Origin of the sequence: Thermococcus gammatolerans EJ3 (genome assembly GCF_000022365.1) — an archaeon.
GTDB classification, from domain to species: Archaea; Methanobacteriota_B; Thermococci; order Thermococcales; family Thermococcaceae; genus Thermococcus; species Thermococcus gammatolerans.
Window position 1 is genome coordinate 1,305,981 of record NC_012804.1, and the last position, 22,101, is coordinate 1,328,081.

Consider the following 22,101-nt stretch of genomic DNA (forward strand, 5'->3'; position numbering starts at 1 on the left):
TTTTTCACGATGTAAAACCTTTGGGATTCACAAAATTTATAACTTCCGGAGGGATATTCTAACCGGTGAACGCCATGAAGCGGCTAGCAACCATCATAGCAGCTTTCGTGTTGTTTAGCGTTTTTGGGTTTGCTATGGCCAGCGCAACAACCGTTGCAGTGGACTTAACTCACGGTGAAAACACCAAGTATCTCGTTGACCCAGTTGTTGACAGGGACAATCAGAGCCACATTCTTGCGCCTTCGATCGTCGAAGGCGTTGGAGACATGGAGTGGGCCTACTTTGGAAGCCCGGACATGTTCCCCAACAACACCAAGATCAAGAACTTGGGGGACACCATAACCCCCGATGCCCTCAAGGACGTTGACGTCCTTATCCTCGGCCAGCCAACCAGTCCATTCACACCGGAGGAGATCCAGGCAATCAAAGACTGGTTTGCCCAGGGCGGTAAGGTTCTCTGGATCGCCGCCGACAGCGACTACGGAAGTGGAGTCCAGGCTCAGGACATAGCTGACAGCTTCCTCGAGCAGTTCGGCTACGGAAACCTTAGAGTTGACCTCTGTTCAGTTGAAGACCCGAGCAGCAATGCAGGCGCCGGTTACCGTGTCGTCGGCCACGTTAACCCCGATTCCGACACACCCTTCGGAGGAATGCTCACCGAGGGCTTCCTCCACGATGGAAAGGTCCTCTACCACGGTCCAGGCGTGGTTGCCTGGGTTGACGCTAACGGAACCTGGCACCCGCTTAACGAGACATCAAAGCCACCCCTCACCTACAGGATTGTGGTAACCAGCGAGAACGGTACGATAGTTGAGAACAACGATCCAATGGCAAACGCTTACCTTGCCGGTGACACCGGTGTCTTCACACTTCTCGCGGCCCAGATCGTCCCGCTTAACGACACTCAGAGCTTGCTCATCGTCAGCGGTGAGAGCCCGTACGGTGACTACGAGCCGACCTGGAGCCCGCTTTACCATGGAGTTGAACTCGACGGTCCGCAGTTCGTCAGCAACATACTCCACTGGGCGGCAGTGGTTGCCAAGTACGGTGTTCCCGAGGAGGTATTCTCGATTGACGACCCAGCCGGTGACGATCACGGTCCGGGAACCTACACCTACCCGACTGATCCAGTCTTCAACAAGACCGGACTCTTCGACATAACCGGAATGGACATCCTCAAGGCAGGTGACAAGTACATATTCAGCTTCCACTTCAAGAACCTTGGAGGTAACGTTTGGAACGGGCCGAACGGATTCAGCCTCCAGATAATCGAGGCATACTTCGACTTCAAGGACGGAGGCAACACTTCCGCTATAAAGATGGCGGACAATGGACCCGGTGCGAACGTCGACCTCGACCCGAACCACCCGTGGGACCTCGCCTTCAGGGTTCACGGATGGGGCAAGGCCCTCGTCCTTCCGAACGGAACCGTTCTTGACGACATCGACGTCTTCACAGACCAAGGCCAGAACACAATCAACGTCGTTGTTCCGGCCAAGTACTTCGGCGACGGCCTCAAAGTCGAGGGCATCAAGTTCCCGAGGCTCGCCGTTCTCGTTGGCAGCCAGGACGGTTACGGTGTTGACCAGTGGCGTGATGTTCAGGTCAATGCCTCCCAGTGGAGGGTTGGTGGCGGTGACTCTGACGCTATCATAGCCGGCGTCGCCCCGCGCGTCATGGACCTCCTCGTCCCCAACTGGTTCTCCCCGAGCCAGGAGGAGCAACTGAGTTCCTACAACGCCAGCGCAGGAAAGAGGGCCACTGTTGACATGATCCCAGTCGTTCCGACAGGTTACCTCACGATAACGAGCGACCCCGCCAACGCCACCGTTACGATTGACGGAACCACCGTCGGAAAGACCCCCATAGAGAAGCTTGAGCTCCCGGCCGGAGTCCACAAGGTCATCCTCAAGCTCGACGGCTACAAGGACGAGGAGTTCAGCGTCTCAATCCAGGCCGGAAAGACCCTCGAGGTTCCGGTAACACTTTCAAAGCTCACCGGAATGCTTACCATAACCACTGACCCAAGCGGTGCGGAAGTTTACATCGACGGCAAGAAGGTTGGAGAGACCCCGCTCGAGCAGTACGTCCTTCCGATCGGAACCCACAAGGTTGTCATTAAGAAGGAGGGCTACAAGGAGGAGAGCTTCGACGTCTCAATTCAGGCCGGTAAGGAGCTGAAGTTCAGCTACACCCTTACTCCACTTCAGACAACGACCACCACGACTACTACCACCACAACCACAACAACAACCACGACCACCACTACCAAGCCTTCCACCACTACTACGACTACGACGACTTCTGAGGGCGGTGGAGGCATCTGTGGTCCAGCGGCCCTCATAGGCCTCGCAATAATCCCACTCCTCCTCAGGAGGAGAAAGTGACCCCCTTTCCCCTCTTTTCTTCTGTTTATTTCCTGCGTTTTTGAGTCACTTGGGGTTAAGAATTGGTGCTATCTCCTTATCAATCGGGACGGAATGTTCTCCAAGAAGAGACACCAACTCTCCGGGTGCCCTTAAAAGAGAGATTCCCAGACGGTAGTGGCCCCGGTATGACTTGACACGGGCGACGAGGAGGTATTCAAACAGCTCCGGGAACTCAAAATACCGTGTGAACTCGCCAAAGAGATCCAGCTCGTTGAGGACAAGAGGTGTATGGGAGAGGAACAGTGTTAAATCCCGCTCGCTGGCCCTCTCGAGTACCTCCACCACAGTGGATCCGTTCCTGCCCTCCAGCAGAGGGAATCCAGAAACAACTAAGGCAGAACCCGGATCAACGACATCCAGAGCCCTGATTACGTCCTGAATGCGATACGTCCTTCCGAAATGCAGGTTCCCGGTGTCGGTTGCGATCCTGTGGATAACCAACGGGGAAAAGCCACCACTGACCTGGACGTGGTACACCTTGCCCCTCTCGAGGAAGGCCCTTTCAATGTAGGCGAGCAGAAAAACCTCCGAAAGTTCATCGGAGAAGAGCACGGCAACGGAGCTACCCCTACTTATTCCAAAGGGAAAGCCCTCGAAAGGTTTTACCTCTTCTCTCTCCCCGGGAGCAGTAAAAACCAGCGCCATCATCCTGTGAATGGTGCGAACCTATTTATATCTTGCGTTTCGGGAAAACCAAAATGGGAGATCACGAACAGGATAACCACGTTGATGACTACCGCCAGGATCAACGCATGAGCACTAGGCATATTAGAGTCCGGGCAAAAGCCCTGTTCCTCATTTTCTCATGCTTCTGAGCACAACATCGAAGGGTGCGTTCGTCTTTATAGAGGTTGGGGAAAAGTGCGTTCTCGTCGCCTCAAAACCAAGGGAGTGAAGGGTCTCGATGACTCTTGAAATCTTCACGACCTCAAGGCCGTTTTTTCTTGCAAGTGCGTGAGTATCGTAATGGAATGGAACGTCGAGCTCTTCCACCAGCAACGAAAGGAATTGGAAGGTTTTCCTGTGGGATATTGATTCCTCGGATGTTTTGGTGAGCCTCACAAGTTCCTCCAGAAAAGCCTGGTTCTTGAGCGGCCCGAGCCACATTGGCCCGTACGCCCCCCGCTTGCCGGGGAGGAAGTCTCTTTCGTACTTAAACTTTCCAGTTTCATCCTGCCACAGGTAACCCAAGAGCTCAACGCTTTCGTCTGCCTTTTTTGCCCCGCTCCTCAGCCTCAAAAAGACCCTGAAGTAGTGATCACGGTAATATGCCAGCAGAACTTCAACGCCGAGATCGTACTTGGCCGCGTACCTAACGATCGTTCCTATTAAAATCCTGAGACCTGCCTCGTGACACAACTCACCTCGAATTGGCTCAGCGAGGTATTTCCTCCTGCATGCCCTCCGGTAAGCTCCGCAGAGAACCCCGGTGTCGGTCGCGGTGAGCCCGAGAAAGCCCCTTCTCCGCACGGATCGAAGGGCTGAATCGAGGAACTCCACAGGTGACCCGAAGGGGTCAAGGTCTATGAAATCAAAGTACCTGAAGTTCTCAGACATGAGCTTATTGGCATCGCCGAGGTTTACAACGAGACGCTTTTCAGGTAGTCCAAGCTCAGCCCTTCCATTCGCGAGCACCGGTTTCGATCCAAAGTTCAGCTCAAGGTTCTTGAGGATAAGGCGAAACGCATCTTCATTGATGTCGTTCATCCAGACTTCCTCTGCTGACGTTTCAAGGGAGTACCTGAGGCCTCTGATTCCCGTTGCGGAGAGGGCATCAAGGACGCGTCTCGGGGAGAGGGCTTTCACGGCCAGAACACTGATATCCCTGTTGAGGGCCATCACAGGATTGTAAAAAACCGGCGCATCGTATATTCTTTCAGCCTTTGGAACTAACACCCTCGCAAGTCCTTCCCTGATCTCCACAAGTTCCATTCTCCCACCGGAAAAAGAAATGATGTGGGGATTTAAAGGATTTCGACGTAATCGCCGAGGGCCTGACCTGGAAGGCCGGGCTTAAAGTATGCCTTGACCTCCCCTCTGTTACCGTGAACTCTCAGAATCTTCCCGAACATTTTCCTGCCGGTCGGTGTCCTCCACACCACCTTTCTGCCGATGAGGGCGCTCGCCCCCGCCCTGTCTTCAACGCCGATTGGCTTGAGAATCATGTGGTGGTTGTGTCTGTGCTCGTGGGAACCGGCGTAGGCGAGGATCAGGGCCTTTCGCCTCATGACCCTCACCCCAAGCTGATAGGGAAACGTGGATTTTTAAATGTTATTTCCAGCCCCACCCCAAGATCGACCCGTTCGCTGGATTGCCTGCCGTTAAGAGGAGAAACGGTAATATACACAAACCAACCAACGTTCATCAGTGCTCCCGATGCTCGGCTTCCTGAGGAGGAGAAAGCTTAGAAAGCTCAGACAGAATTCAGGAGAAACCCTCGTCATGCACATAGGGGACACGCCAGAGCGCGTTTATCCCTTTCTCAAAGGTCTCATCGGAGAGGCTCGGCCAGATGTGATAATCCACACGGGCGATTTAGTTGACAACATCAAGCTGGAGCGGAGACCTGACCTAAAGCCAGCTTATGAAGCAGGCCTGAGAAAGCTCGCGCGGATTCTCAAGGGCTCTAGAGCGAAGCTTTACATAGTTCCAGGCAACGAGGACGATCCCGAGCTTTTGAGACGGTTCTTTGGGGAAAGTGTCGTCGAGCCCGGAAGCATCGTCGAGATCTGCAGAAAGACCTTCGCGCTCGGCCACTGCTGGCGGGACGTTGCAGATAAGGAGGCAGACTTCAAGCTCTACGGCCATAACTTCAAAGCCATCCCCAGGGGACTGAACGCGGTTCTCGGCGTCAACTTCATCTTCCTGCCGAGCGGAAGGGTCGTTAAGGTGGATTACCCCGTGGGAACCGACACGGCCAGGGGTTACAGGCTTTGGAGGGGGTTGTGATGAGACTGCTCCGTTTTGGGCCATCGATTATCTTCCTGAGGACTCCACACAGGGAAGCGGTTGAATCAGCAATCGAGGAGCTTTTCGGCGTTGAAAAGACTCCAACTGACATCGCGATAAAGGAGAGCAGCGAGTTTGAGACCGTGCTTTTCGTCACGGACGAGTGGAAGAAAGAAACCATTCCCCCCGAGAGTGCGTTCCTCATAAGGTGCCACGCTCCAGCCGTTCTGAGCAGAATCATAAACGCCAACCTGCCAGTCGAGAAGGTTCACGTCGAGAGCGCGATAATATTCCTCAGGGTTCCCGATAGAGTCGGGGAAGGGCTCAAACTGATAGCCGAGAAGTATAACGGAGAGGTTATGGACATAAGGACCGCCCTCGATGAGGGCGAGGCTATGGACACGATAATAGGCCTGACGAGGAAAAAGCTGAACTCGCCAATAGGGCCAGAGGACGTGGAAGGAGCCGTCCTCGTGAGGAGGGACTTCCTGAGCGTTTACAGGGAACTGCTCATGGACACCCCGCTGTTGCTCCTCAAGCTCATGCCCGAGTGGAACGAGATGACGATAAAGCTCTACGACACGGCGAAGCGCTACGAGGAGAACATCGAGAGGCTCATGCTCGTCATAGAGGACCTTGACCTCGGCTTCATCGTTGGTGAGGGCTGGGACTGGGACTACCCGAGGCCTTTCATGCGCGTTCCGGTTTACAAGCTTAAGCTCCTGACATGGGAAGACCCGCTCCGCGTGAAGTTCCTGCTGAAGGGGCTTGAATACCGGGGCTACAAACGGCTCTGCGACATAGACGTCTTCGTCGAGGGCAAGAAGATAGACTGGGTGAAGCTGGGAAAGTTTGACTCCAAGTTCGAGCTGGCCAAGACCGCGAGGGAGGAGCTTGAAAAGCTCCTGAGCGAGGACGTTCGGAGAAGGCTCCACGAGATAGAGGAGAAGCTCCTCGGAGACACCAGAGAAGAGGGTGAAGTCAAAGCTTCCTGAGCTTCGCCACGAAGAAACCGCTCGTCCCGTGTCTGTCGGGATAAAAGCGCCTTGCTTTCTTTATTTCCTCGCTCAGCTCGATTCCGAAGGGTCTCGTTAGTGCGGGCTCGCCGTAGCGGAGGGGAAGCAGTTCAACGTCGAAGTTGTCCAGAACCCACTGGATTACGAACTCGTTCTCCTCCGGTTCGAGTGAGCAGGTTGAGTAAACCAGGATTCCGCCCTTCCTGAGGACGCTCAGTCCCTTCTCAAGCATCTTCATCTGGAGGTTCTGGCAGAACTTCACATCCTCTATCGTGCGGTTAGCCTTCCGCTCGGGGTTCTTGTGTATCGTCCCTGAACCTGTGCACGGCGCATCGAGGAGGATTTTATCGAACTCAACGCCGAGTTCGTCTATGTAGAGCGACGAGCGGTGGAAGAGAACTGTATTAGTGACGCCGAGGCGAGAGAGGTTTAAGCGGGTCTCCTTCAGTCTCTCCTCGCCGACATCAAAAGCGTAGATTATTCCCTCGTTTTCCATAAGCTGGGCCAAATAGCTCGTCTTTCCTCCTGGAGCGGCGGCCATATCTGCAACGACTTCGCCGGGCTTCGGCTCAAGGGCAACGGGAGGATACATCGAACTCGCTTCCTGGATGTAGAGGAGACCGCTCAGGTACTCGGGCGTTGATGTAATCGAAAACGGCTCGCGCGTGAGGCAGAAACCTTCTCTCGCCCAGGGAATCCTCCTAAACTGGAAGCCCTTCTTGTTGAGGAGCTTTGTAAGCTTTGGAATCTCAATGCGAAGCGTGTTCACGCGGAAGCACCTTGGCAGGGGCTTTTCCATCGCCTCGGCTATGCTTAAGGCCCTCTCGCCCCAGAGCTCGTAATAGCGCTCCGCGAAGGTCTTGGAGTAGCCGAGGGAAAACAACTTTTCGAGCATGACGAGGGTTGGAAAAGGGAGTTTAAAATCCTTCGTTTGTGCACGGGGGCCACTCCCACGAACTGAGAAAGGGAGAAAAGCGAAACAAAAGCGAAAGCCCTCACTGCTGCGGGCAGACGTCCTTCTCGGTCGGTGGGTTCGGATCGAGGCCCTTCCTCTGGCGTATCTGCCTGATGATCTGCTGGGCAAGCTCGTTCGGAACGCGCTTGAAGCCAGCGTGCTCTGTAGTCCAGAGGGCCTTTCCGCTGGTGGCACCACGGATGGCTCCGGCGAATCCGAACATCTCTGCAACTGGAGCCTCTCCGATGATAATCATGACCTCGCCTTCCTGCCTCATGTCGATGAGCTGACCGCGCCTCTGGTTGAGCTCCCTGCTGACGGCACCCATGTACTCGTAGGGTATGTTGATGATGACCTTCTGGTAGGGTTCGTAGAGGACCGGACCTGCCTTCATCATGGCGCAGTGGATTGCGGTCCTGATGGCCGGGTAGATCTGGGCCGGACCGCGGTGGACGTTGTCCTCGTGTATCTTGGCGTCGTGAAGCCTGACGATGACCTTCATGACTGGCTCCTTGGCGAGCGGTCCCTCGTCCATCGCCATGTGGAATCCGTCGACGAGGAGATCCATGACCTCGTTGAGGTACTGGATACCCTTGGTGTTGTCGAAGAACATGTTGCCGTTGTAGACGTCGACAATGCCCTTGGCAAGCTCGTAGTCCATACCGAGCTCGGCGAGCTTCTTGGCGACCTCCTTCGGGTTCTTGGGCCTGCCCTCCGGGATAATGCCCTCGCGAATTGCCTCGTAGATCTCGTCCGGCATCGGCTCGACGGTGATGTAGAACCTGTTGTGCTTGTTCGGAGACTTTCCTTCGACTATCGGGCTCTTCTTGGTTACACTCTCGCGGTAGACGACGATCGGCGGTGAAACGTCAACGTCGAGCTTCCACTCGGTCTTGAGCCTGTAGAGCTTGACCTCGAGGTGAAGCTCACCCATGCCGCTGAGGAGGTGCTGGCCGGTCTCCTCGTCGATCTTAACGTGCAGAGTTGGATCCTCCTTGGCGAGCTGTCTCAAAGCTTCGATGAGCTTGGGAAGGTCCTTAACGTTTTTAGCTTCAATCGCAACGGTAACGACGGGCTCGCTGGTGTAGTGGAGGGCCTCAAAGGGCTCGATCTTCTCAACTGAGACGGTCTCACCGGCCATAGCATCGCGCAGACCGGTTACGGCAACGATGTTTCCAGCGGGGACAGCCTCCATGTTGATCCTCTCGGGACCCATGTAGATACCGACCTGCTGGATTCTAGCTTTTCTCTTGCTGTTGATGAGGTAGACCTCCTGGCCGGTCTTGACGGTACCGCTCCAGACACGGCCGGTAGCTACCTCACCGGCGTGCTTGTCGAGGATGATCTTGGTGACGACCATGACCATCTTGCCCTTTGGGTCGCACTTGAGCATAGCCTGGCCGACGTCGCTGTTTATGTCACCCCTCCAGAGGTGTGGGATCCTGTACTTCTGGGCCTCAAGCGGGTTCGGGAGGTGCCTGACAACCATATCGAGGACGACGACGTGAAGCGGAGCCTTCTGGCGGAGCCCCTTAAGGTCGCCCTTGTTGGTGAGCTCGACGATGTCCTTGAAGGAAACGCCGGTCTTCTTCATGAACGGGACGCTGAGGGCCCAGTTGTAGTAGGCCGAACCGAAGGCGACGCTACCATCCTCGACCTTGACCATCCACTGACTCTTGAACTCCTCGGGGGCGTAGCGTTTGATGAGCCTGTTAACGTCGGTAATAATCTTGGCGAACCTCTGGAGTATCTCGTTCGGGCCGAGCTTGAGCTCCTTGATGAGACGGTCAACCTTGTTGATGAAGAGAACCGGCTTGACGTACTCCCTGAGGGCCTGCCTGAGAACGGTCTCTGTCTGGGGCATGACACCCTCGACGGCGTCGACAACTATAATCGCACCGTCAATGGCACGCATGGCCCTGGTAACGTCACCACCGAAGTCAACGTGACCCGGGGTGTCAATCAGGTTGATGAGGTAGTCCTGGCCCTCGTAGTTGTGGACCATCGAAACGTTGGCCGCGTTGATTGTAATACCCCTCGCCTGCTCCTGCTCGTCGAAGTCGAGAACGAGCTGCTTTCCTGCCAACTCTTCGCTAATCATTCCGGCACCGGCGAGCAGGTTGTCGCTCAGCGTCGTCTTACCGTGGTCAATATGAGCGGCAATACCCATGTTCCTGATTCTCTCAGGCTGGGTCATCAATTCCTTAATCTTCGCGATCATCTCTTCCCTTCTTCCCATAACGCACCACCTTTGGATGAGCTTGTCGGCTTAACTTAAAAGGCTCGGTTATAAAGCTTTTCCCCGGAAGCGAAAGAGCATTGGGGAGGAAGATCAGAAGACGAGAAGGCGTGAAACCAGCCTCCGAACCCGCTCAACCTCCGAGTTTTCAGCATAGACTCCCCAGCGCCAGTAAGTGTCCTTCAGCTCGAAGAGCGAGCGGACCAGGGGAGAGACGTCGCTGAGCCTCCTCAGCTTCCCCTCGACAAGAACGAAGGCGTTCTTTTCCTCGAACTTTGGCTTCGGAGGATAATCGAGCAACGCGAGGTGTCCGAACTCGGCTTCAAGCTCTCGCCTTAACTCTTCGAGGAGATCCCTTTCGAGGGGTTCAGAGCTCCATATGACACGCTTGTAGAGCTTCCGGGAGTCTATGGCACGAATGAGCCCCCTGACCTCTGGCTTGTCGCTCGTCCTGAGCCTAGCCACGAGGTCGATCTCGTCCATGAGGCGTATCTCGTCGAGCGGAATTCCCTCAAGCTTAACTGCTTCAACGAGCATTGCCCCCGCTATTCTGGAAACGTGATGGAGGTAAACCGTTGGGTACATCATGCTCCTTGCCAAGAGGAGGTTTTGAGCCGCCATGATGCCCTTCTCCAGGACCACAAGCCTCTCGCCGTCCCAGTGAAGGTTTCTGATCAGCCTGTCGAGATCAACGAGGCCGTAGGCAACGCCAGTGTAATATGCGTCCCTGATGAGGTAGTCCATCCTGTCAGCGTCTATGTCCCCGCTGACGACGGGATGCTTGAGAAACCGGAGGAACTCCCCGATGGAATACGACTCCTCGATGATATCCCTGACCTCGCCGTTCTTGATGAACCAAGCCGTATTTTCCTCATGCCTCGGATAGATGGCCTCAAGAGTGTGAGAGAAGGGATATTGGCCGAGATCGTGAAGCAGGGCAGCGTAGATCACGCCCCTCTCCACATCGGGGTTATGATCCACTAGCTTTCTGGCGAGATGAAACGTTCCGAGGGAGTGCTCGAAGCGGGTGTGTCTGGCCGTCGGATAGGCAAGAAACACAAAACCGAGCTGGGTTATTCTCCTCAGCCTCTGGAACTCGGGCGTATCCACTAGCTCAACCGCGAAATCGTCGAGCTCTATAGTCCCGTGAACGGGGCCGTGAACGAGCTTCATGGGAAATCCCTCAGTAAACGTTCTCACGCTTTCCAATTTTCAGAACTTTTATCAATCTTTCACGTTTCTGGTACTCGAATATAATCCGGTACTCCCCCACTCTAAGACGGTATATGTTTTCATACCCTCTAAGCTTTTGAACATCAAGCCTCGCAAGAGGAAAGAACGCCAGCTTAGAGATGCGATCTTTAATCAGTTCCCGTTCTTTTTCGGGAACTTCTCGAAGCTCCTTAGTAGCCTTCCTGCTGATAAGGAGCTTATTCTCAAAGCTCATTCCTTATCACGTCCCAGTTAAGGAACTCGTCTTTCTTTCTCTCCTTTACAGCCTTTCGCTCCCATTCCTCAGGTTCGGCTTCTTCTATAAGCTGGAGGTTAACCTCTATGAGCTCGCGGAGGAACCTCTCTAGTTCATCTACCCTGTGACGGATCTCAGCGAGGGTATTCATCACATCACCCCCCGAAGATTTATAAAAAAGAAAACCTCACTCCTTCTCCCGGACGACGCGGACGAGCTTGTATCTCCGCCCTGAACACTCCACGTCGTCGAGGATCTCGAGGATCTTCACGGTGTCCCCCTCAAAGAGACCCTCTGGTTTCACCAGGTCTGCCTTTTCTGGATCAGGGCAGTCAACGAACTTCAGCGTCACTTTGGAGCCCACTATGGCCGTCCTTGGATCAACGAGGATTTCTATTGCAGGTTCGACGACCTCAACAACACGAACCTTGCCCTCGTGCAACGGGCAAGAGTGCTCTATGTTCCTTACCTTGACGATCTTGTAGCGCCTTCCGGGTTCGAGGTTCCCAACGCAAACTCTTGCCAGTCTGCAACTCTTGCACGGTTCAGCGGGCCCGTAATAGATGAACTCAAGCCCGGGTTTTGCCAGTTTTTCCCCAACCAGTGTGATGACCATCTCAAACACCTCCTAATCTCTGAAGACATGACCGTTAGATAACCCCCGTGATTTTAGCGGCCTTTTCAGCGGCCTCCCAGGTCAGACCCTCCTTTCCAAGTATTGTGTAGCGCTCAGGCCTTATGGTGTGAGCTATAGTGAGGGCCTTGATTATAATCTCAGGATCGATTCCAAGCTCGTATGCGTTGGTAGGTGCCCCTACCCTCTTTAAGGTTTCCCTAACCCTCTCCCACTTCAGCCCGTGAAGGTAAGCCATTATTATCGTCCCGACGCCGCACTGCTCCCCGTGGAGGGCTGGCTTGGGAGCAAGCATGTCGAGGGCGTGGCTGAAGAGATGCTCCGCTCCGCTGGCGGGCCTTGAAGAACCGGCTATGCTCATTGCAACGCCGCTGCTTATGAGGCCCTTGATAACCTTTCTCACGCTCTCCTCGTTTCCAAGCCGAATTATGTCGGCGTTCTTTATGACCATTTTCGCGCTCATGAGGGAGAGCGATGCCGCGTACTCGCTGTAGTACTCACCGCGAATCCTGTGGGCCAACTGCCAGTCCTTTACCGCCGTTAGGTTGCTTATGATATCACCAACTCCCGCCGCAAGGTAGCGGTAGGGAGCAGTTTTGATTACACTGACGTCGGCTATCACCGCTATCGGGGGCCTGGCCTTCACCGACGTTTTTGAGCCGAGATCCTTAATTGAGGCGTTGGCGCTTGCTATTCCATCGTGAGAAGCCGTCGTTGGAAAGCTGACGAAAGGGATTCCCACCCGGTACGAGGAGAGCTTTGCAACGTCGATTATACTGCCCCCACCAACGGCTATCATCCAGTCAGCGGAGGTCTCCCTGGCTATGGCAATGACCCTCTCAACTTCCTCCATAGTGGCTCCCCTAACTACGACTCCAGAAGCCTCGAACTCGCGGGAGAGGTTTTCCTCAACCTCCCCCCCCGCTATCTCTTTTGTCTTGGGGCCGTAGAGAACGAGAACCCTCCTGCCGAGCTTTAGCCTCTTGGCAACGCTCACGGTTTCCCCTGCCAAGTTCTCGCCCAAAAGCACTTCCCGCGGGAGCTCCATCAGGTGCACTTTCTTCACCTCATCTAACTAAGGTGCCGGGACTTAAAAATTGATTGGGTTGGGCACGTGATGGAACAACGTCAAAGTTCACGGTATAAATACGGCATAAATCCGGAGGAAACCTTTAAGTGTCCGGCCCCGACTCTTACACGGTGGTCGGATGGGTCTTCAGGAGTTCTTCCAGAGGTACTTCGTGGATCCAATAAAGTACAACCAGGGCTACAATCCCGTGAACACGCTCGTGTACGCGATAATCCTCGGGATCGCGGTTCTGCTGCTCTACCGGTTTCTCAAGCGGCTTGGGGTGAAGGTGGACGAGAGGTTTTTCGTGGCGCTGATGCCCTACATATTCCTCGGGCCACTAATGAGGGCCATGACCGATGTAGGGATGCTCCCCAGGACGTACCTCACCGTGAGCCCAGGGGGCTACTTCGTGATAGCTGCTTTCGCGATAGCATCGCTCCTCGTCGTGTGGAGACACGTTGGAACCGGAGAAAAGTTGTATCCCCTCTACCGTGACGTTGGTTTTCTCCTCGTCGGCGGTCTCCTTTTCATTCTGATAATAAACCTCGACAAGGTGAACTTTCGGTGGGAGTACTTCAAGTACTTCATTCCGTCCCTCCTCGTTGCCGAGGCCTTCATATGGACCCTCTCCCGGAAGTTCGAGCTCATCAGAAACAACAGGTTGCTTTTCTACACCCACTTCTACGACGCGACGACGACCTTCGTTGGGATACAGTTCTTCGGTTACTGGGAGCAACACGTTCTCGCAAGAACGCTGATAGACCTGACGGGAACGGCGGCGGTGATGTACCTCGAAAAGCTGATCATCCTGCTCCCAATCGTGTGGATACTCGACGTCGAGATGAAGGATGAAGACCCGGATTTAATAAACTTCGTTAAACTGGCCATGTTCATCCTCGGCTTTGGGCCCGGGACGAGGAACCTACTCATAACGCTCATGGGGGTGGGAAGATGACCGACCCATCGGAGGTCATATGGAACGAGGTCGTTTTTTCCCTTGCCAAGGATCTTGAAAAGGTCGTCATGCCTATCTTTGGAAAACCCAAAGCGGGAGAAACCGTTGGAACGAACGTCAGCGGAGACGTTACCAAGTACGTGGACAAGGTTGCCGAGGAAATGGTTCTGGAGAGGCTGAAAATCCTCGGGATAAACGTCGTCAGCGAGGAAGTCGGTACCATAGACGTCGGAAGCGAGTACACAGCGGTAGTTGATCCAATCGATGGGTCATACAACTTCGCCGCGGGCATACCAATCTTCGCCTTCAGTTTCGCACTGTTCCGAAGGAGAAAGCCTGTTTACGCCGCCCTTTACGAATTCACCACAGGAAACTACTATGAAGCAATCCCTGGGAACGGAGCATTTATGAACGGAAGGCCAATTAAGGTTCAGCAGGTTCCAGCATCGAGGGCGGCGATAAGCTTCTACACCCGGGGAAGGGGCGTGGGACTTATCAGCCGCGTTAAGAGGGTTAGAGTCCTCGGGGCGATAGCGGTAGAGCTGGCGTACCTCGCGAGGGGCACGCTCCAGGGCGTGGTTGACATAAGGAATTACGTACGACCAACGGACGTGGCGGCAGGGGTTATGCTAGTGCGTGAAGCTGGTGGGCTCGTCGTCGATGACTCCGGAAAGGATATAGACGTGCATCTGAGCGCTGAAGAGAAGATGAACCTGATAGCGGTGAGCGATCAGGAACTGCTCAGGATAATTCTCGAAGAGGTGAACGGTAGTGGGAGTTGAGGATCTTGTAAAAGCAGTGAGATACGCGTGGCTCACCTACACCCTCGCCTTCATCAACGTTGCTGTTTACCTCTACGAGCTCCATCTGAGCGACTCGATAGCGGGGCCATCCGTCTACGCTCTCTTAAAGCTCGCGCTCGTGAACGTCCTCGTGACCCAGCACCACGAGTGGTGGAGGCTCTTCACGGCGATGTTCGTGCACCTGAGCTGGATCCACCTGGCGATGAACACCTTCTTCCTCATATATCTGGGAAGCCAGCTGGAGCTCTTCGTGGGCAGGTGGAGGTACCTGATCCTTTACATAACCGCCGGCCTGTTCGGTAACGTCCTCAGCGTAGCCCTTATGGATCCGTACACAATAAGTGGAGGAGCGAGCGGGGCCCTCTTCGGCATAGCAGGGGCACTGATAATGATAGAGGGCATACTGAAGAAGAACATCCAGAGTGCTCTGGCCAACGCGTTCTTTCTCTTCCTGATAAACAGCTGGATGCCCCACGTTAATGCCATAGCACATCTTGGGGGCCTGCTCGTTGGGATAGCCTTCGGCTATATCTACGGCAACTACGTCAAGGAGAGGATGATGAGGATGCTTTACTGGGATGAGTTTTACTGAGGTGGTAGTATGAGACGGGACGAGAGGTGGGACGGGGTTTACTCCTTTGAGGACTCGCCCTTCATAATGGAGATCCTGACCGAGTTGAGGGACAAAAACACGGACAGCATAGCCTTCAGAAAGGGTCTCGTAAAGCTCGGTAGGTACATGGGGTACGAGCTGACGAAGACGATGGACGTTGAGGAGATCGAGGTCGAGACGCCGCTGGAAAAAACCAGGGGAATCCTCGTGAAGGACAGGAGAAACGTCGTTATCATAACCGTGCTGAGGGCGGCAATACCCCTGATGGAGGGTCTGATAAAGGTCTTTGAGCACGCAAGGGTGGGCATAGTCTCGGCTTCGCGTGGAAAAGCCCCGAAGTTTGAGATCGAGATGAACTACATCAAGATACCGACCGTGAAGCCAGATGATACCGTCATAGTGGCAGATCCCATGATTGCCACCGGCTCAACGCTTATCCGGGTTCTCAAAGAGGTGTCAAAGTACGGAAGGCCAAAGAGGCTTATCATCCTGGGGGTGCTCGCAGCTCCTGAGGGAATCAGCAGGATCAAGGAGGCCTTTCCCGAGGCGGAAATTTTCGTCGCCAAGGTCGACAGGGAGCTGAACGAGAAGGGCTACATCCTCCCGGGCCTCGGGGACGCCGGGGACAGGGCTTTCGGAGCGCCCCTGAAGAGTCCCCGATAAGTTCGTTCTCCTTATCCTTAAAATTTCAAGATGACGTTTGGGAGTAGTTTAAATTCGAAGGTGCGTTACGAAAACCTTATTAGCATTGGACTCAAAAATCAACTGTCTACAACCCAACCCGGAGGGGCTAAAATGAGAATCGAAATCAGGCTCAGGCCCGTTGGGGATGATCCAATCCTGCCCTTCAACTACAACTACGAGGTGTACCGCCAGATCGTGGAGAAGATTTCGCTGATCTCCCCCCGGCTGGCTCAGGAGGTGGAGGTCAGCCACGTTGATCACTTCACGTTCTCCCGCATACTGGTGAGAAAGAGAGAATTAATCCCCGAGAGCGGCATACGGATTCTATCCGAGACGGTCTCACTGTACGTTTCGTCGCATTCTCCCGAGGTTATAGGGGCGATAGTTGAGGGATTCATGGCCAGCCCCTCCATAAGGATCGGCGAGACCGACTTCGTTGCTGAAGATGTTAAACCCCTCAAGGAGCCCAGGATAAAAGACGGAACCCTCTTCTCAACGCTAAGCCCGATAATAGTCCGCACCGTTAAGATCTCAAACAACAGAATGAAAATATGGGACCTATATCCCAACGAGCCCACGTTCTTTGATAAGCTCAGGAAAGTTATGCTCCTCCGCTACTCCGAGCTCTACGGGAGCACCCCCGAGGATTCTGCATTCAAGATAGAGGTCATTAAGTTCAAGCCAGTGAGGATTCTCGTGGCGGACACATACTACCGCGGATCGCTTATGATATTCCGGTACTGGGGCTCGAGGGAGATAGCCAAATTCGGCTACGATCTGGGCTTCGGGGAGAAGACGAAGTACGGTTTCGGCATGGTCAAGGTTATTGACGAGGGCACCGAGGAAAAATAGTCCCTCTTCCGAACTTTTTCCGAAGGATAGAGTTAAAAAGGCAGTTCTCGGTATTATAGTCAGGTGAGAGAATGGGAAGTTTCGATGAGGTAAGCCACGATACAGGTTACGAGGATTACATCACGTTCCTCAAGAGGAGGATAAGGCAGCTTGAACTCCAGGTCAGAACCCTGGAGGCGGACAAGGAGAGACTCGAGCGGGAGCTCTCAAGGCTTAGGACGGAGATGTCCCGGCTCAGGCAGCCCCCGGCCTTCGCTGGCACTGTCATAGAGGTTCTCGATGACGATAGAGCGATAGTCCAGAACTACAACGGGCCGCGCTTCGTCGTCAGGATCGCGCCGTGGATAGAGCGGGACAAACTGAAACCCGGCTCAAGGGTCGCTTTAGACCAGAGGACAATGGCAATAGTCGAGCTCCTGCCAACAGAGAAGGATCCAAGTGTTCTTGGTTTCGAGGTCATAGAGAAACCCAGGGTCACGTATCAGGACATTGGCGGCCTCGAAAGACAGCTGGCCGAGCTTAGGGAGGCCGTTGAACTGCCTCTGAAGCACCCCGAACTTTTTGAAAAGGTTGGAATTGAACCACCAAAGGGAGTCCTCCTCTACGGCCCACCGGGCTGCGGAAAGACGCTTATGGCCAAGGCGGTAGCAAACCATGTCAACGCCACTTTCATCCGCGTCGTCGGCAGTGAACTCGTCAGAAAGTTTATCGGTGAGGGGGCAAGGCTGGTTCACGAGCTCTTTGAGATGGCAAAAGAAAAGGCCCCAACGATAATCTTCATCGATGAAATTGACGCGATAGGCGCTAAGAGAATGGACGAGACGACCGGTGGCGAGAGAGAGGTTAACAGAACGCTAATGCAGCTTTTGGCGGAAATGGACGGTTTCGACCCGCGCGGAAACGTCAAGGTAATAGCCGCCACCAACAGGCCCGACATCCTCGATCCGGCTCTACTGAGACCTGGCCGCTTCGACAGGCTCATCGAGGTTCCGCTCCCGGACTTCCGCGGAAGGCTTGAGATACTCAAGGTTCACACGAGGAAGATGAACCTCAGGAACGTTGACCTCAGCATCATAGCGGACATAACGGAAGGGGCCAGCGGTGCGGATCTAAAGGCAATAGCAACGGAGGCCGGTATGTTCGCGATAAGGGACAGAAGAACGTACGTAACTCAGGAGGACTTCCTCAAGGCTGTGGACAAGGTTCTGGGAGCGGAGAAGAGGCTCGCCCAGGCGATAGCGATGCACGAGGTTATGTACGGGTGAGATAGCTTTTTAAGTTCCTTTTTAGTATTTATTTAGGTGACCATTGTGAAGAAGCATTTTACGTATGCAGTAGTGGTTGGTTTGATAGGGGCTGTGATTTTTCTTCTGTGGAACAACGTACTCACAACCACCGTTGAACCGCATATCCACAAAAGAGTTCCTACAACGAGACAGCGATCCCGACCAACTGGCTCGCAAAGGGGGACAGCCTCTACGCGAACTTCAGTGGGTACTTTACCGTAAGCATCGGCAGGGATTTCAACAACAAGATAATTCTGATGATAACTCCCAGGAAGGTGCGAGGACAACCCACATAAAAGTGCTCGTAAAGAGGAAGTTCGCAAACGGACTTTACATTGAGGTAATGCCTCCTTATCAGGGGAAAGTCGAGATCAGCGAGGCCTTCGATCAAGAGGGAGTGGGTTACCTAGTTCAGGTTCATCCCGAGGGAAATTCTGGAGAGGGTACCTACGGGATGGCCTTCATAGACCTCACCTCAGAGAAGAGCATCAAGATGAAGATAACCGTAGAGGTTCAATACGGTTTCAGAAGGTACAGGGGGACGTTTTCTGCCGTGATACTGGATCCACTATTCAAACCACTGGCGTGAGTTTATACGATTTCAGTGGACAGAGATGGCCGACTAAGGTTTATAAAATCGGAGCGTAAGTAACGCTAGGAGGGAGGAGATGGTCAGCAAACTTCTGGCCCTCGAAGCGTACCCAAGCCTCCGCGACCTGGACTTCAGAATCCTCAGGGGAGTAGAGCTAAACATGAGGCACCACAAGTGGGTGCCGTTGGAGGACATCGCGCGTTTCGCGAGGGTAGATGTTGAAACGGCCTCTTTCAGGCTCGGCAAGCTCGACGATATGTCACTCGTCAGGCGGAGGAGCGACATAGGCTACATCGGCTACCAGCTCACGATACACGGCTACGACGTTTTGGCCATAAGGGCCCTCGCGAGGAAAGGGGTTGTAGAGGCAATAAGCACGACGCAGATCGGAGTTGGCAAGGACGCCGACGTTTACGTCGGGATAACGCCAACCGGCGAGAAAGTTGCCGTTAAGTTCAACAGGATAGGCGGAAGAACCGCATCGAGGAGGGCAGGCTACCACTCGCACGTCTTCGCCGATAAACACCACACGAGCTGGCTCTACGTCTCAAGGCTCATAGCGAAGAAGGAGTACGATGCCCTCGTTCTGCTCAGCCCGATTGCGAGGGTTCCAAAACCGATAGCCTGGAACAGGCACGTTTTGGTTATGGAGTTCGTCGAGGGAACGGAGCTGGCGGAGCTTAGGGACGACGATCTGACGAAGGAGGAAGCAACGGAAGTCCTCGACAGGATCCTCGAGGAGTACCTCAAGATAGTGCGCTTTGGCATAGTCCACTCGGATTTGAGCGAGTTCAACGTCGTCTTGACTGACGACGGCATCCTGATAATAGACTGGGCCCAGCACCTGACTACTGCCCACCCGGAGAGCTACGAGCTGTTGAAGAGGGATTTAACGGTCATAATCAACGCCTTCAGGCGGAGGTGGCGGGTTGAGAGGAGCTTTGATGAAATCTGGCCTTCCTTCGAGGAGGCCTGGCACGAGAGCAGGGGTGAAGGATATGGCAATTAAGTACGAGCCCCTTAACAGGCGCGAGAGGATTGTCAAGCTCTTCCGCGAGGCAATCGAGGCCGAGAACAGGAACGACTTTGAAACCGCGAAGAGGAAGCTCGACGAGATACTTCACGAGAGCCTCGACGTAGAGCCTGAGTTCTACTTCGAGGCCTGCTTCCGCCTGGCCGACATATTCCTCCAGGAGGACAACTACAGAGGAGCGGTGAAGTGCGCGATACGGGGAACGGTGAGGGCCCCCAACGAAAATCTATACCGGCTCGGCGTGAAAAGGCTCGGTGATATCCTGGCCGTCATAAAGGAAGCAGGAAAGCTGGGGGAGCTTGAGAACGATCCCGAAAGCTTCATAAGACAAGCCGATGAAGACGAAGAGCTTAAGGCGTTTGTAAGAGCGATCCTGAACGTGATTCAAGGAAAGAAGGTTGAAGAAAAGTTTTCCGTGAGGGAAATGGAGGAGGTCATCTCTCTCCTTGAAGGGCTGAAATGATTTTCTTAACGTACCGCTCTTCCGGCGGAAACGGGAAGTTGTAGAGCTCTCCCCCGGGCCTCTCGTTGTAATAGGGCCTGTTGCAGGCGGGACAGCCGTGCGTCGCGAAAACTGCCGGCGGAACCTCAATGTCTTCCAAATCGAAGCCCGCTATGGACTCCCCCTCGAACAGTATCCTATCACCCAGATCACGTTCGATTAACCACCTCGCCAGCTGGACTTTACGGTAACGCTCAACGCTCGGTGGTTCGAGGTTCTCAAGCCTCGTCCCCTTCAGAGGGGTGAATGCGAAGAGCGAGACGTCCGCTCCAATTGAGTAGGCCCTCTCGAAAACCTCAACGAGCTCCCTGTCGGTTTCGCCGAGGCCGACTATGACGTGGATTAAAGCTTTCCCCGGACCGAGGACTTCAACTATCCTCTCCGCAAAGCCCCACATCTCATCCCACTCAAAGTCTGGTTTTATTTCACCGAAGAGCCTCTCGCTTGCAACGTCGAGACCCACCCCAACGTAGTCAACGCCGAGCCCTTTAAATTCCTCAAGCGTGGCATTATCAACAGGCGTTATCGAGACCGAGACCGGCAAGCTGAGGGGCTTGAGCGCCCTCAGAAGTGCCAGAACGTCGTCGAGCATCCCAGGATAGTCTATCGTCTGGAGGCATATCCTTCCGAAACGGCCGTTGGGGAGAGCTTGAACGACTTTTTCGAGCTCGAAGGCAGGCCACGTAACCCGGGAGAGTTTGGCAAGGTCCGCTTTACTGGAGCGCGCCTGGGCGCAGAAGGCGCAGTCGTTCGCGCACTTGCCGGGCCAGTAGGTCATCAGATAGGCGGTCGTCGGCCTGGCGAGGAGCTTTGCCCTGATTAGGCCCATCGCTATCGCCGTTCCGTAGGAGACCCTAACGAGCATTTAACTTCCCCCAGATGATGGGCGCGTAGAGGGTTATAAACCCGACCCCCAGGATGAGCGGGAGGAGCGGGAAGACGCCGGTGTAACCCCTGAGCTGGGCAACGTAGCCAAGGCTGACCTGACCCGCAAGCATTCCGAGGTCAAAGAACATCGTGTAGATTCCAGAACCCATCGTCCTGATTCTCCTCGGAAGGTTTCCGAGGGCCATCAGCTGCATCGCCGGGACCGCTAAGCCAAAACCGGCCCCGACTAGGGAAGCACTTACGTAGGAGCGAGGCGGAAGGGTGTAAAGGTTAAGCAGGACGTAGCCGAGGAGGAGCAGGGAGAGGCCGAAGGTTATCACGGGGAGAGGCCCGTGCCTGTCAGCGCTCCTGCCCCCGATAAGGCGCGTCATAAAGGAGAAGATGCCGATGACCATCATATAGTAACCGAAGAGGCTCTGGGGGAGGGAAAGGGACTTGTAAAGGGCAGGGAGGTAAGTTATAACACCCGCGTAGCTCATAGAGAAAAGGAAGAGCGTCAGCGAGGCGGAGACGAAAGTAACCCTGAGAAGCTCGCGGTAGCTGGCCCTCTCGTGCTCCCTCGGCCTGACGACCTCAACGGCTCCGCGCCAGGCGGTAAGCGCGAAGAGTGCTCCAACACCTGAGAATAGGGCCGTTAATGCAAAGGCCCCAGCGAATCCGATCACGTCGGAGGCGTAGCCGCCTATGGCCGGCCCGAGTATGTTGCCGAGGGAGAACATCATGCCCCTCCATCCGAGGGTCTCGCCAACCCTTCCCTCTGGGGCTAAATCAACGGCCGTGGAGAGGCTTGACGGAAAGAACAGGCCCATCGAAAAGCCGTGAATGGCCCTTGCGAAGGCGAATAGGTAAACGTTAGCGGTTATGGCCGAAACCACATAGAGGAGTCCCGAGAGGAGACCCAGCAGGTTCCCGCCGACGAGGGCGTGAAAGCGGTAGCCCCTATCGCCGATTGCCCCACCTACCGGCTTGGAGATTAGGGCCAAGAAGGAGGTGACGCCAGCGATGAGACCTACGAGAAAGGGCTCGGCGTGGAGGCTGACGAGGAAAGGGGAAACGACGGGAGTCACGACGCTTATCCCGAGGAAGAAAAAGAAGGTCGAAAAGTTGAGGAGCCAGACGTCTCTCATCGAG

24 protein-coding genes are annotated in these 22,101 nt (G+C 54.6%); 12 read left to right on the plus strand and 12 right to left on the minus strand.

Translation table 11 applies throughout. The features are described from left to right. Window positions 1–74 precede the first annotated feature (74 nt). Window positions 75–2,387: a glucodextranase DOMON-like domain-containing protein gene (locus TGAM_RS07040; protein WP_048811240.1), complete on the plus strand. Its 2,313-nt coding sequence runs from the start codon at window positions 75–77 to the stop codon at window positions 2,385–2,387. A 45-nt stretch (window positions 2,388–2,432) separates the two neighbouring features. Here TGAM_RS07040 and TGAM_RS07045 read toward each other — a convergent pair whose 3' ends face one another. The 3 genes from TGAM_RS07045 to TGAM_RS07055 form a co-directional block, all read right to left on the minus strand. Further along, window positions 2,433–3,074 carry a hypothetical protein gene (locus TGAM_RS07045; protein ID WP_148206284.1) on the minus strand — a complete coding sequence of 214 codons (642 nt, stop codon included), beginning with the start codon at window positions 3,072–3,074 and terminating at the stop codon, window positions 2,433–2,435. A 150-nt stretch (window positions 3,075–3,224) separates the two neighbouring features. Beyond that, on the minus strand, window positions 3,225–4,361 hold the full coding sequence (locus TGAM_RS07050) for a tRNA (guanine(10)-N(2))-dimethyltransferase (protein WP_015859006.1): 1,137 nt from the start codon (window positions 4,359–4,361) through the stop codon (window positions 3,225–3,227). A gap of 32 nt (window positions 4,362–4,393) precedes the next feature. Further along, window positions 4,394–4,657, minus strand: coding sequence for a 50S ribosomal protein L35ae (locus tag TGAM_RS07055; protein ID WP_015859007.1), 264 nt, complete (start codon window positions 4,655–4,657; stop codon window positions 4,394–4,396). A 148-nt stretch (window positions 4,658–4,805) separates the two neighbouring features. On the opposite strand from TGAM_RS07055, the gene TGAM_RS07060 reads away from it, so the two are divergent. Continuing rightward, a complete protein-coding gene (locus TGAM_RS07060; RefSeq protein WP_048811241.1) occupies window positions 4,806–5,378 on the plus strand; it encodes a metallophosphoesterase in 573 nt (190 codons plus the stop codon). After that, complete coding sequence (locus TGAM_RS07065) at window positions 5,378–6,373, plus strand: hypothetical protein (protein ID WP_015859009.1); 996 nt, start codon at window positions 5,378–5,380, stop codon at window positions 6,371–6,373. Before TGAM_RS07060 ends, TGAM_RS07065 begins: the two co-directional genes overlap by 1 nt. Here TGAM_RS07065 and TGAM_RS07070 read toward each other — a convergent pair. From TGAM_RS07070 to TGAM_RS07100, 7 genes are all read right to left on the minus strand, one after another. Next, window positions 6,360–7,289: an NOL1/NOP2/sun family putative RNA methylase gene (locus tag TGAM_RS07070; RefSeq protein ID WP_015859010.1), complete on the minus strand. Its 930-nt coding sequence runs from the start codon at window positions 7,287–7,289 to the stop codon at window positions 6,360–6,362. The genes TGAM_RS07065 and TGAM_RS07070 overlap by 14 nt on opposite strands. 100 nt (window positions 7,290–7,389) lie before the next feature. Then, window positions 7,390–9,588 carry an elongation factor EF-2 gene (locus TGAM_RS07075; RefSeq protein ID WP_014121932.1) on the minus strand — a complete coding sequence of 733 codons (2,199 nt, stop codon included), beginning with the start codon at window positions 9,586–9,588 and terminating at the stop codon, window positions 7,390–7,392. A 93-nt stretch (window positions 9,589–9,681) separates the two neighbouring features. Continuing rightward, a complete protein-coding gene (locus TGAM_RS07080) occupies window positions 9,682–10,761 on the minus strand; it encodes an HD domain-containing protein (protein ID WP_015859011.1) in 1,080 nt (359 codons plus the stop codon). Between the two features lie 10 nt (window positions 10,762–10,771). Next, window positions 10,772–11,035 (minus strand): type II toxin-antitoxin system RelE family toxin, encoded by a 264-nt coding sequence (locus TGAM_RS07085; protein WP_015859012.1) that lies wholly within the window; start codon window positions 11,033–11,035, stop codon window positions 10,772–10,774. Next, window positions 11,025–11,207 (minus strand): hypothetical protein, encoded by a 183-nt coding sequence (locus TGAM_RS07090; protein WP_048811242.1) that lies wholly within the window; start codon window positions 11,205–11,207, stop codon window positions 11,025–11,027. Before TGAM_RS07090 ends, TGAM_RS07085 begins: the two co-directional genes overlap by 11 nt. A gap of 36 nt (window positions 11,208–11,243) precedes the next feature. Next, window positions 11,244–11,672 (minus strand): UPF0179 family protein, encoded by a 429-nt coding sequence (locus tag TGAM_RS07095; RefSeq protein ID WP_015859014.1) that lies wholly within the window; start codon window positions 11,670–11,672, stop codon window positions 11,244–11,246. A 34-nt stretch (window positions 11,673–11,706) separates the two neighbouring features. After that, on the minus strand, window positions 11,707–12,738 hold the full coding sequence (locus TGAM_RS07100) for an NAD(P)-dependent glycerol-1-phosphate dehydrogenase (protein WP_193777126.1): 1,032 nt from the start codon (window positions 12,736–12,738) through the stop codon (window positions 11,707–11,709). Between the two features lie 160 nt (window positions 12,739–12,898). On the opposite strand from TGAM_RS07100, the gene TGAM_RS07105 reads away from it, so the two are divergent. The 9 genes from TGAM_RS07105 (at window position 12,899) to TGAM_RS07145 (ending at window position 20,043) form a co-directional block, all read left to right on the plus strand. Further along, window positions 12,899–13,717: a DUF63 family protein gene (locus tag TGAM_RS07105; RefSeq protein WP_015859016.1), complete on the plus strand. Its 819-nt coding sequence runs from the start codon at window positions 12,899–12,901 to the stop codon at window positions 13,715–13,717. Then, window positions 13,714–14,499, plus strand: a complete 786-nt coding sequence (locus TGAM_RS07110) for a bifunctional fructose-bisphosphatase/inositol-phosphate phosphatase (protein WP_015859017.1) — start codon at window positions 13,714–13,716, stop codon at window positions 14,497–14,499. The genes TGAM_RS07105 and TGAM_RS07110 overlap by 4 nt, the downstream gene beginning before the upstream one ends. Then, on the plus strand, window positions 14,489–15,112 hold the full coding sequence (locus TGAM_RS07115; RefSeq protein WP_015859018.1) for a rhomboid family intramembrane serine protease: 624 nt from the start codon (window positions 14,489–14,491) through the stop codon (window positions 15,110–15,112). Before TGAM_RS07110 ends, TGAM_RS07115 begins: the two co-directional genes overlap by 11 nt. Before the next feature lie 9 nt (window positions 15,113–15,121). Continuing rightward, a complete protein-coding gene (gene upp, locus TGAM_RS07120) occupies window positions 15,122–15,796 on the plus strand; it encodes a uracil phosphoribosyltransferase (protein WP_015859019.1) in 675 nt (224 codons plus the stop codon). Between the two features lie 132 nt (window positions 15,797–15,928). Then, window positions 15,929–16,669 (plus strand): CRISPR-associated endoribonuclease Cas6, encoded by a 741-nt coding sequence (cas6, locus tag TGAM_RS07125; protein WP_015859020.1) that lies wholly within the window; start codon window positions 15,929–15,931, stop codon window positions 16,667–16,669. 71 nt (window positions 16,670–16,740) lie between these two features. Then, the gene (locus tag TGAM_RS07130) at window positions 16,741–17,934 is read left to right on the plus strand and encodes a proteasome-activating nucleotidase (RefSeq protein ID WP_015859021.1); all 1,194 of its coding nucleotides are present in this window, start codon (window positions 16,741–16,743) and stop codon (window positions 17,932–17,934) included. 319 nt (window positions 17,935–18,253) lie between these two features. Next, complete coding sequence (locus TGAM_RS07135; RefSeq protein WP_048811244.1) at window positions 18,254–18,544, plus strand: hypothetical protein; 291 nt, start codon at window positions 18,254–18,256, stop codon at window positions 18,542–18,544. A 79-nt stretch (window positions 18,545–18,623) separates the two neighbouring features. Beyond that, window positions 18,624–19,556: a serine/threonine-protein kinase RIO2 gene (locus tag TGAM_RS07140; RefSeq protein WP_015859023.1), complete on the plus strand. Its 933-nt coding sequence runs from the start codon at window positions 18,624–18,626 to the stop codon at window positions 19,554–19,556. Next, complete coding sequence (locus TGAM_RS07145) at window positions 19,546–20,043, plus strand: hypothetical protein (protein WP_015859024.1); 498 nt, start codon at window positions 19,546–19,548, stop codon at window positions 20,041–20,043. Before TGAM_RS07140 ends, TGAM_RS07145 begins: the two co-directional genes overlap by 11 nt. On the opposite strand, the gene TGAM_RS07150 is transcribed toward TGAM_RS07145, so the two are convergent. Beyond that, a complete protein-coding gene (locus tag TGAM_RS07150) occupies window positions 20,015–20,947 on the minus strand; it encodes a radical SAM protein (protein ID WP_015859025.1) in 933 nt (310 codons plus the stop codon). The genes TGAM_RS07145 and TGAM_RS07150 overlap by 29 nt on opposite strands. After that, on the minus strand, window positions 20,937–22,097 hold the full coding sequence (locus tag TGAM_RS07155; protein WP_048811424.1) for an MFS transporter: 1,161 nt from the start codon (window positions 22,095–22,097) through the stop codon (window positions 20,937–20,939). The genes TGAM_RS07150 and TGAM_RS07155 overlap by 11 nt, the downstream gene beginning before the upstream one ends. Between the last annotated feature and the right edge of the window lie 4 nt (window positions 22,098–22,101).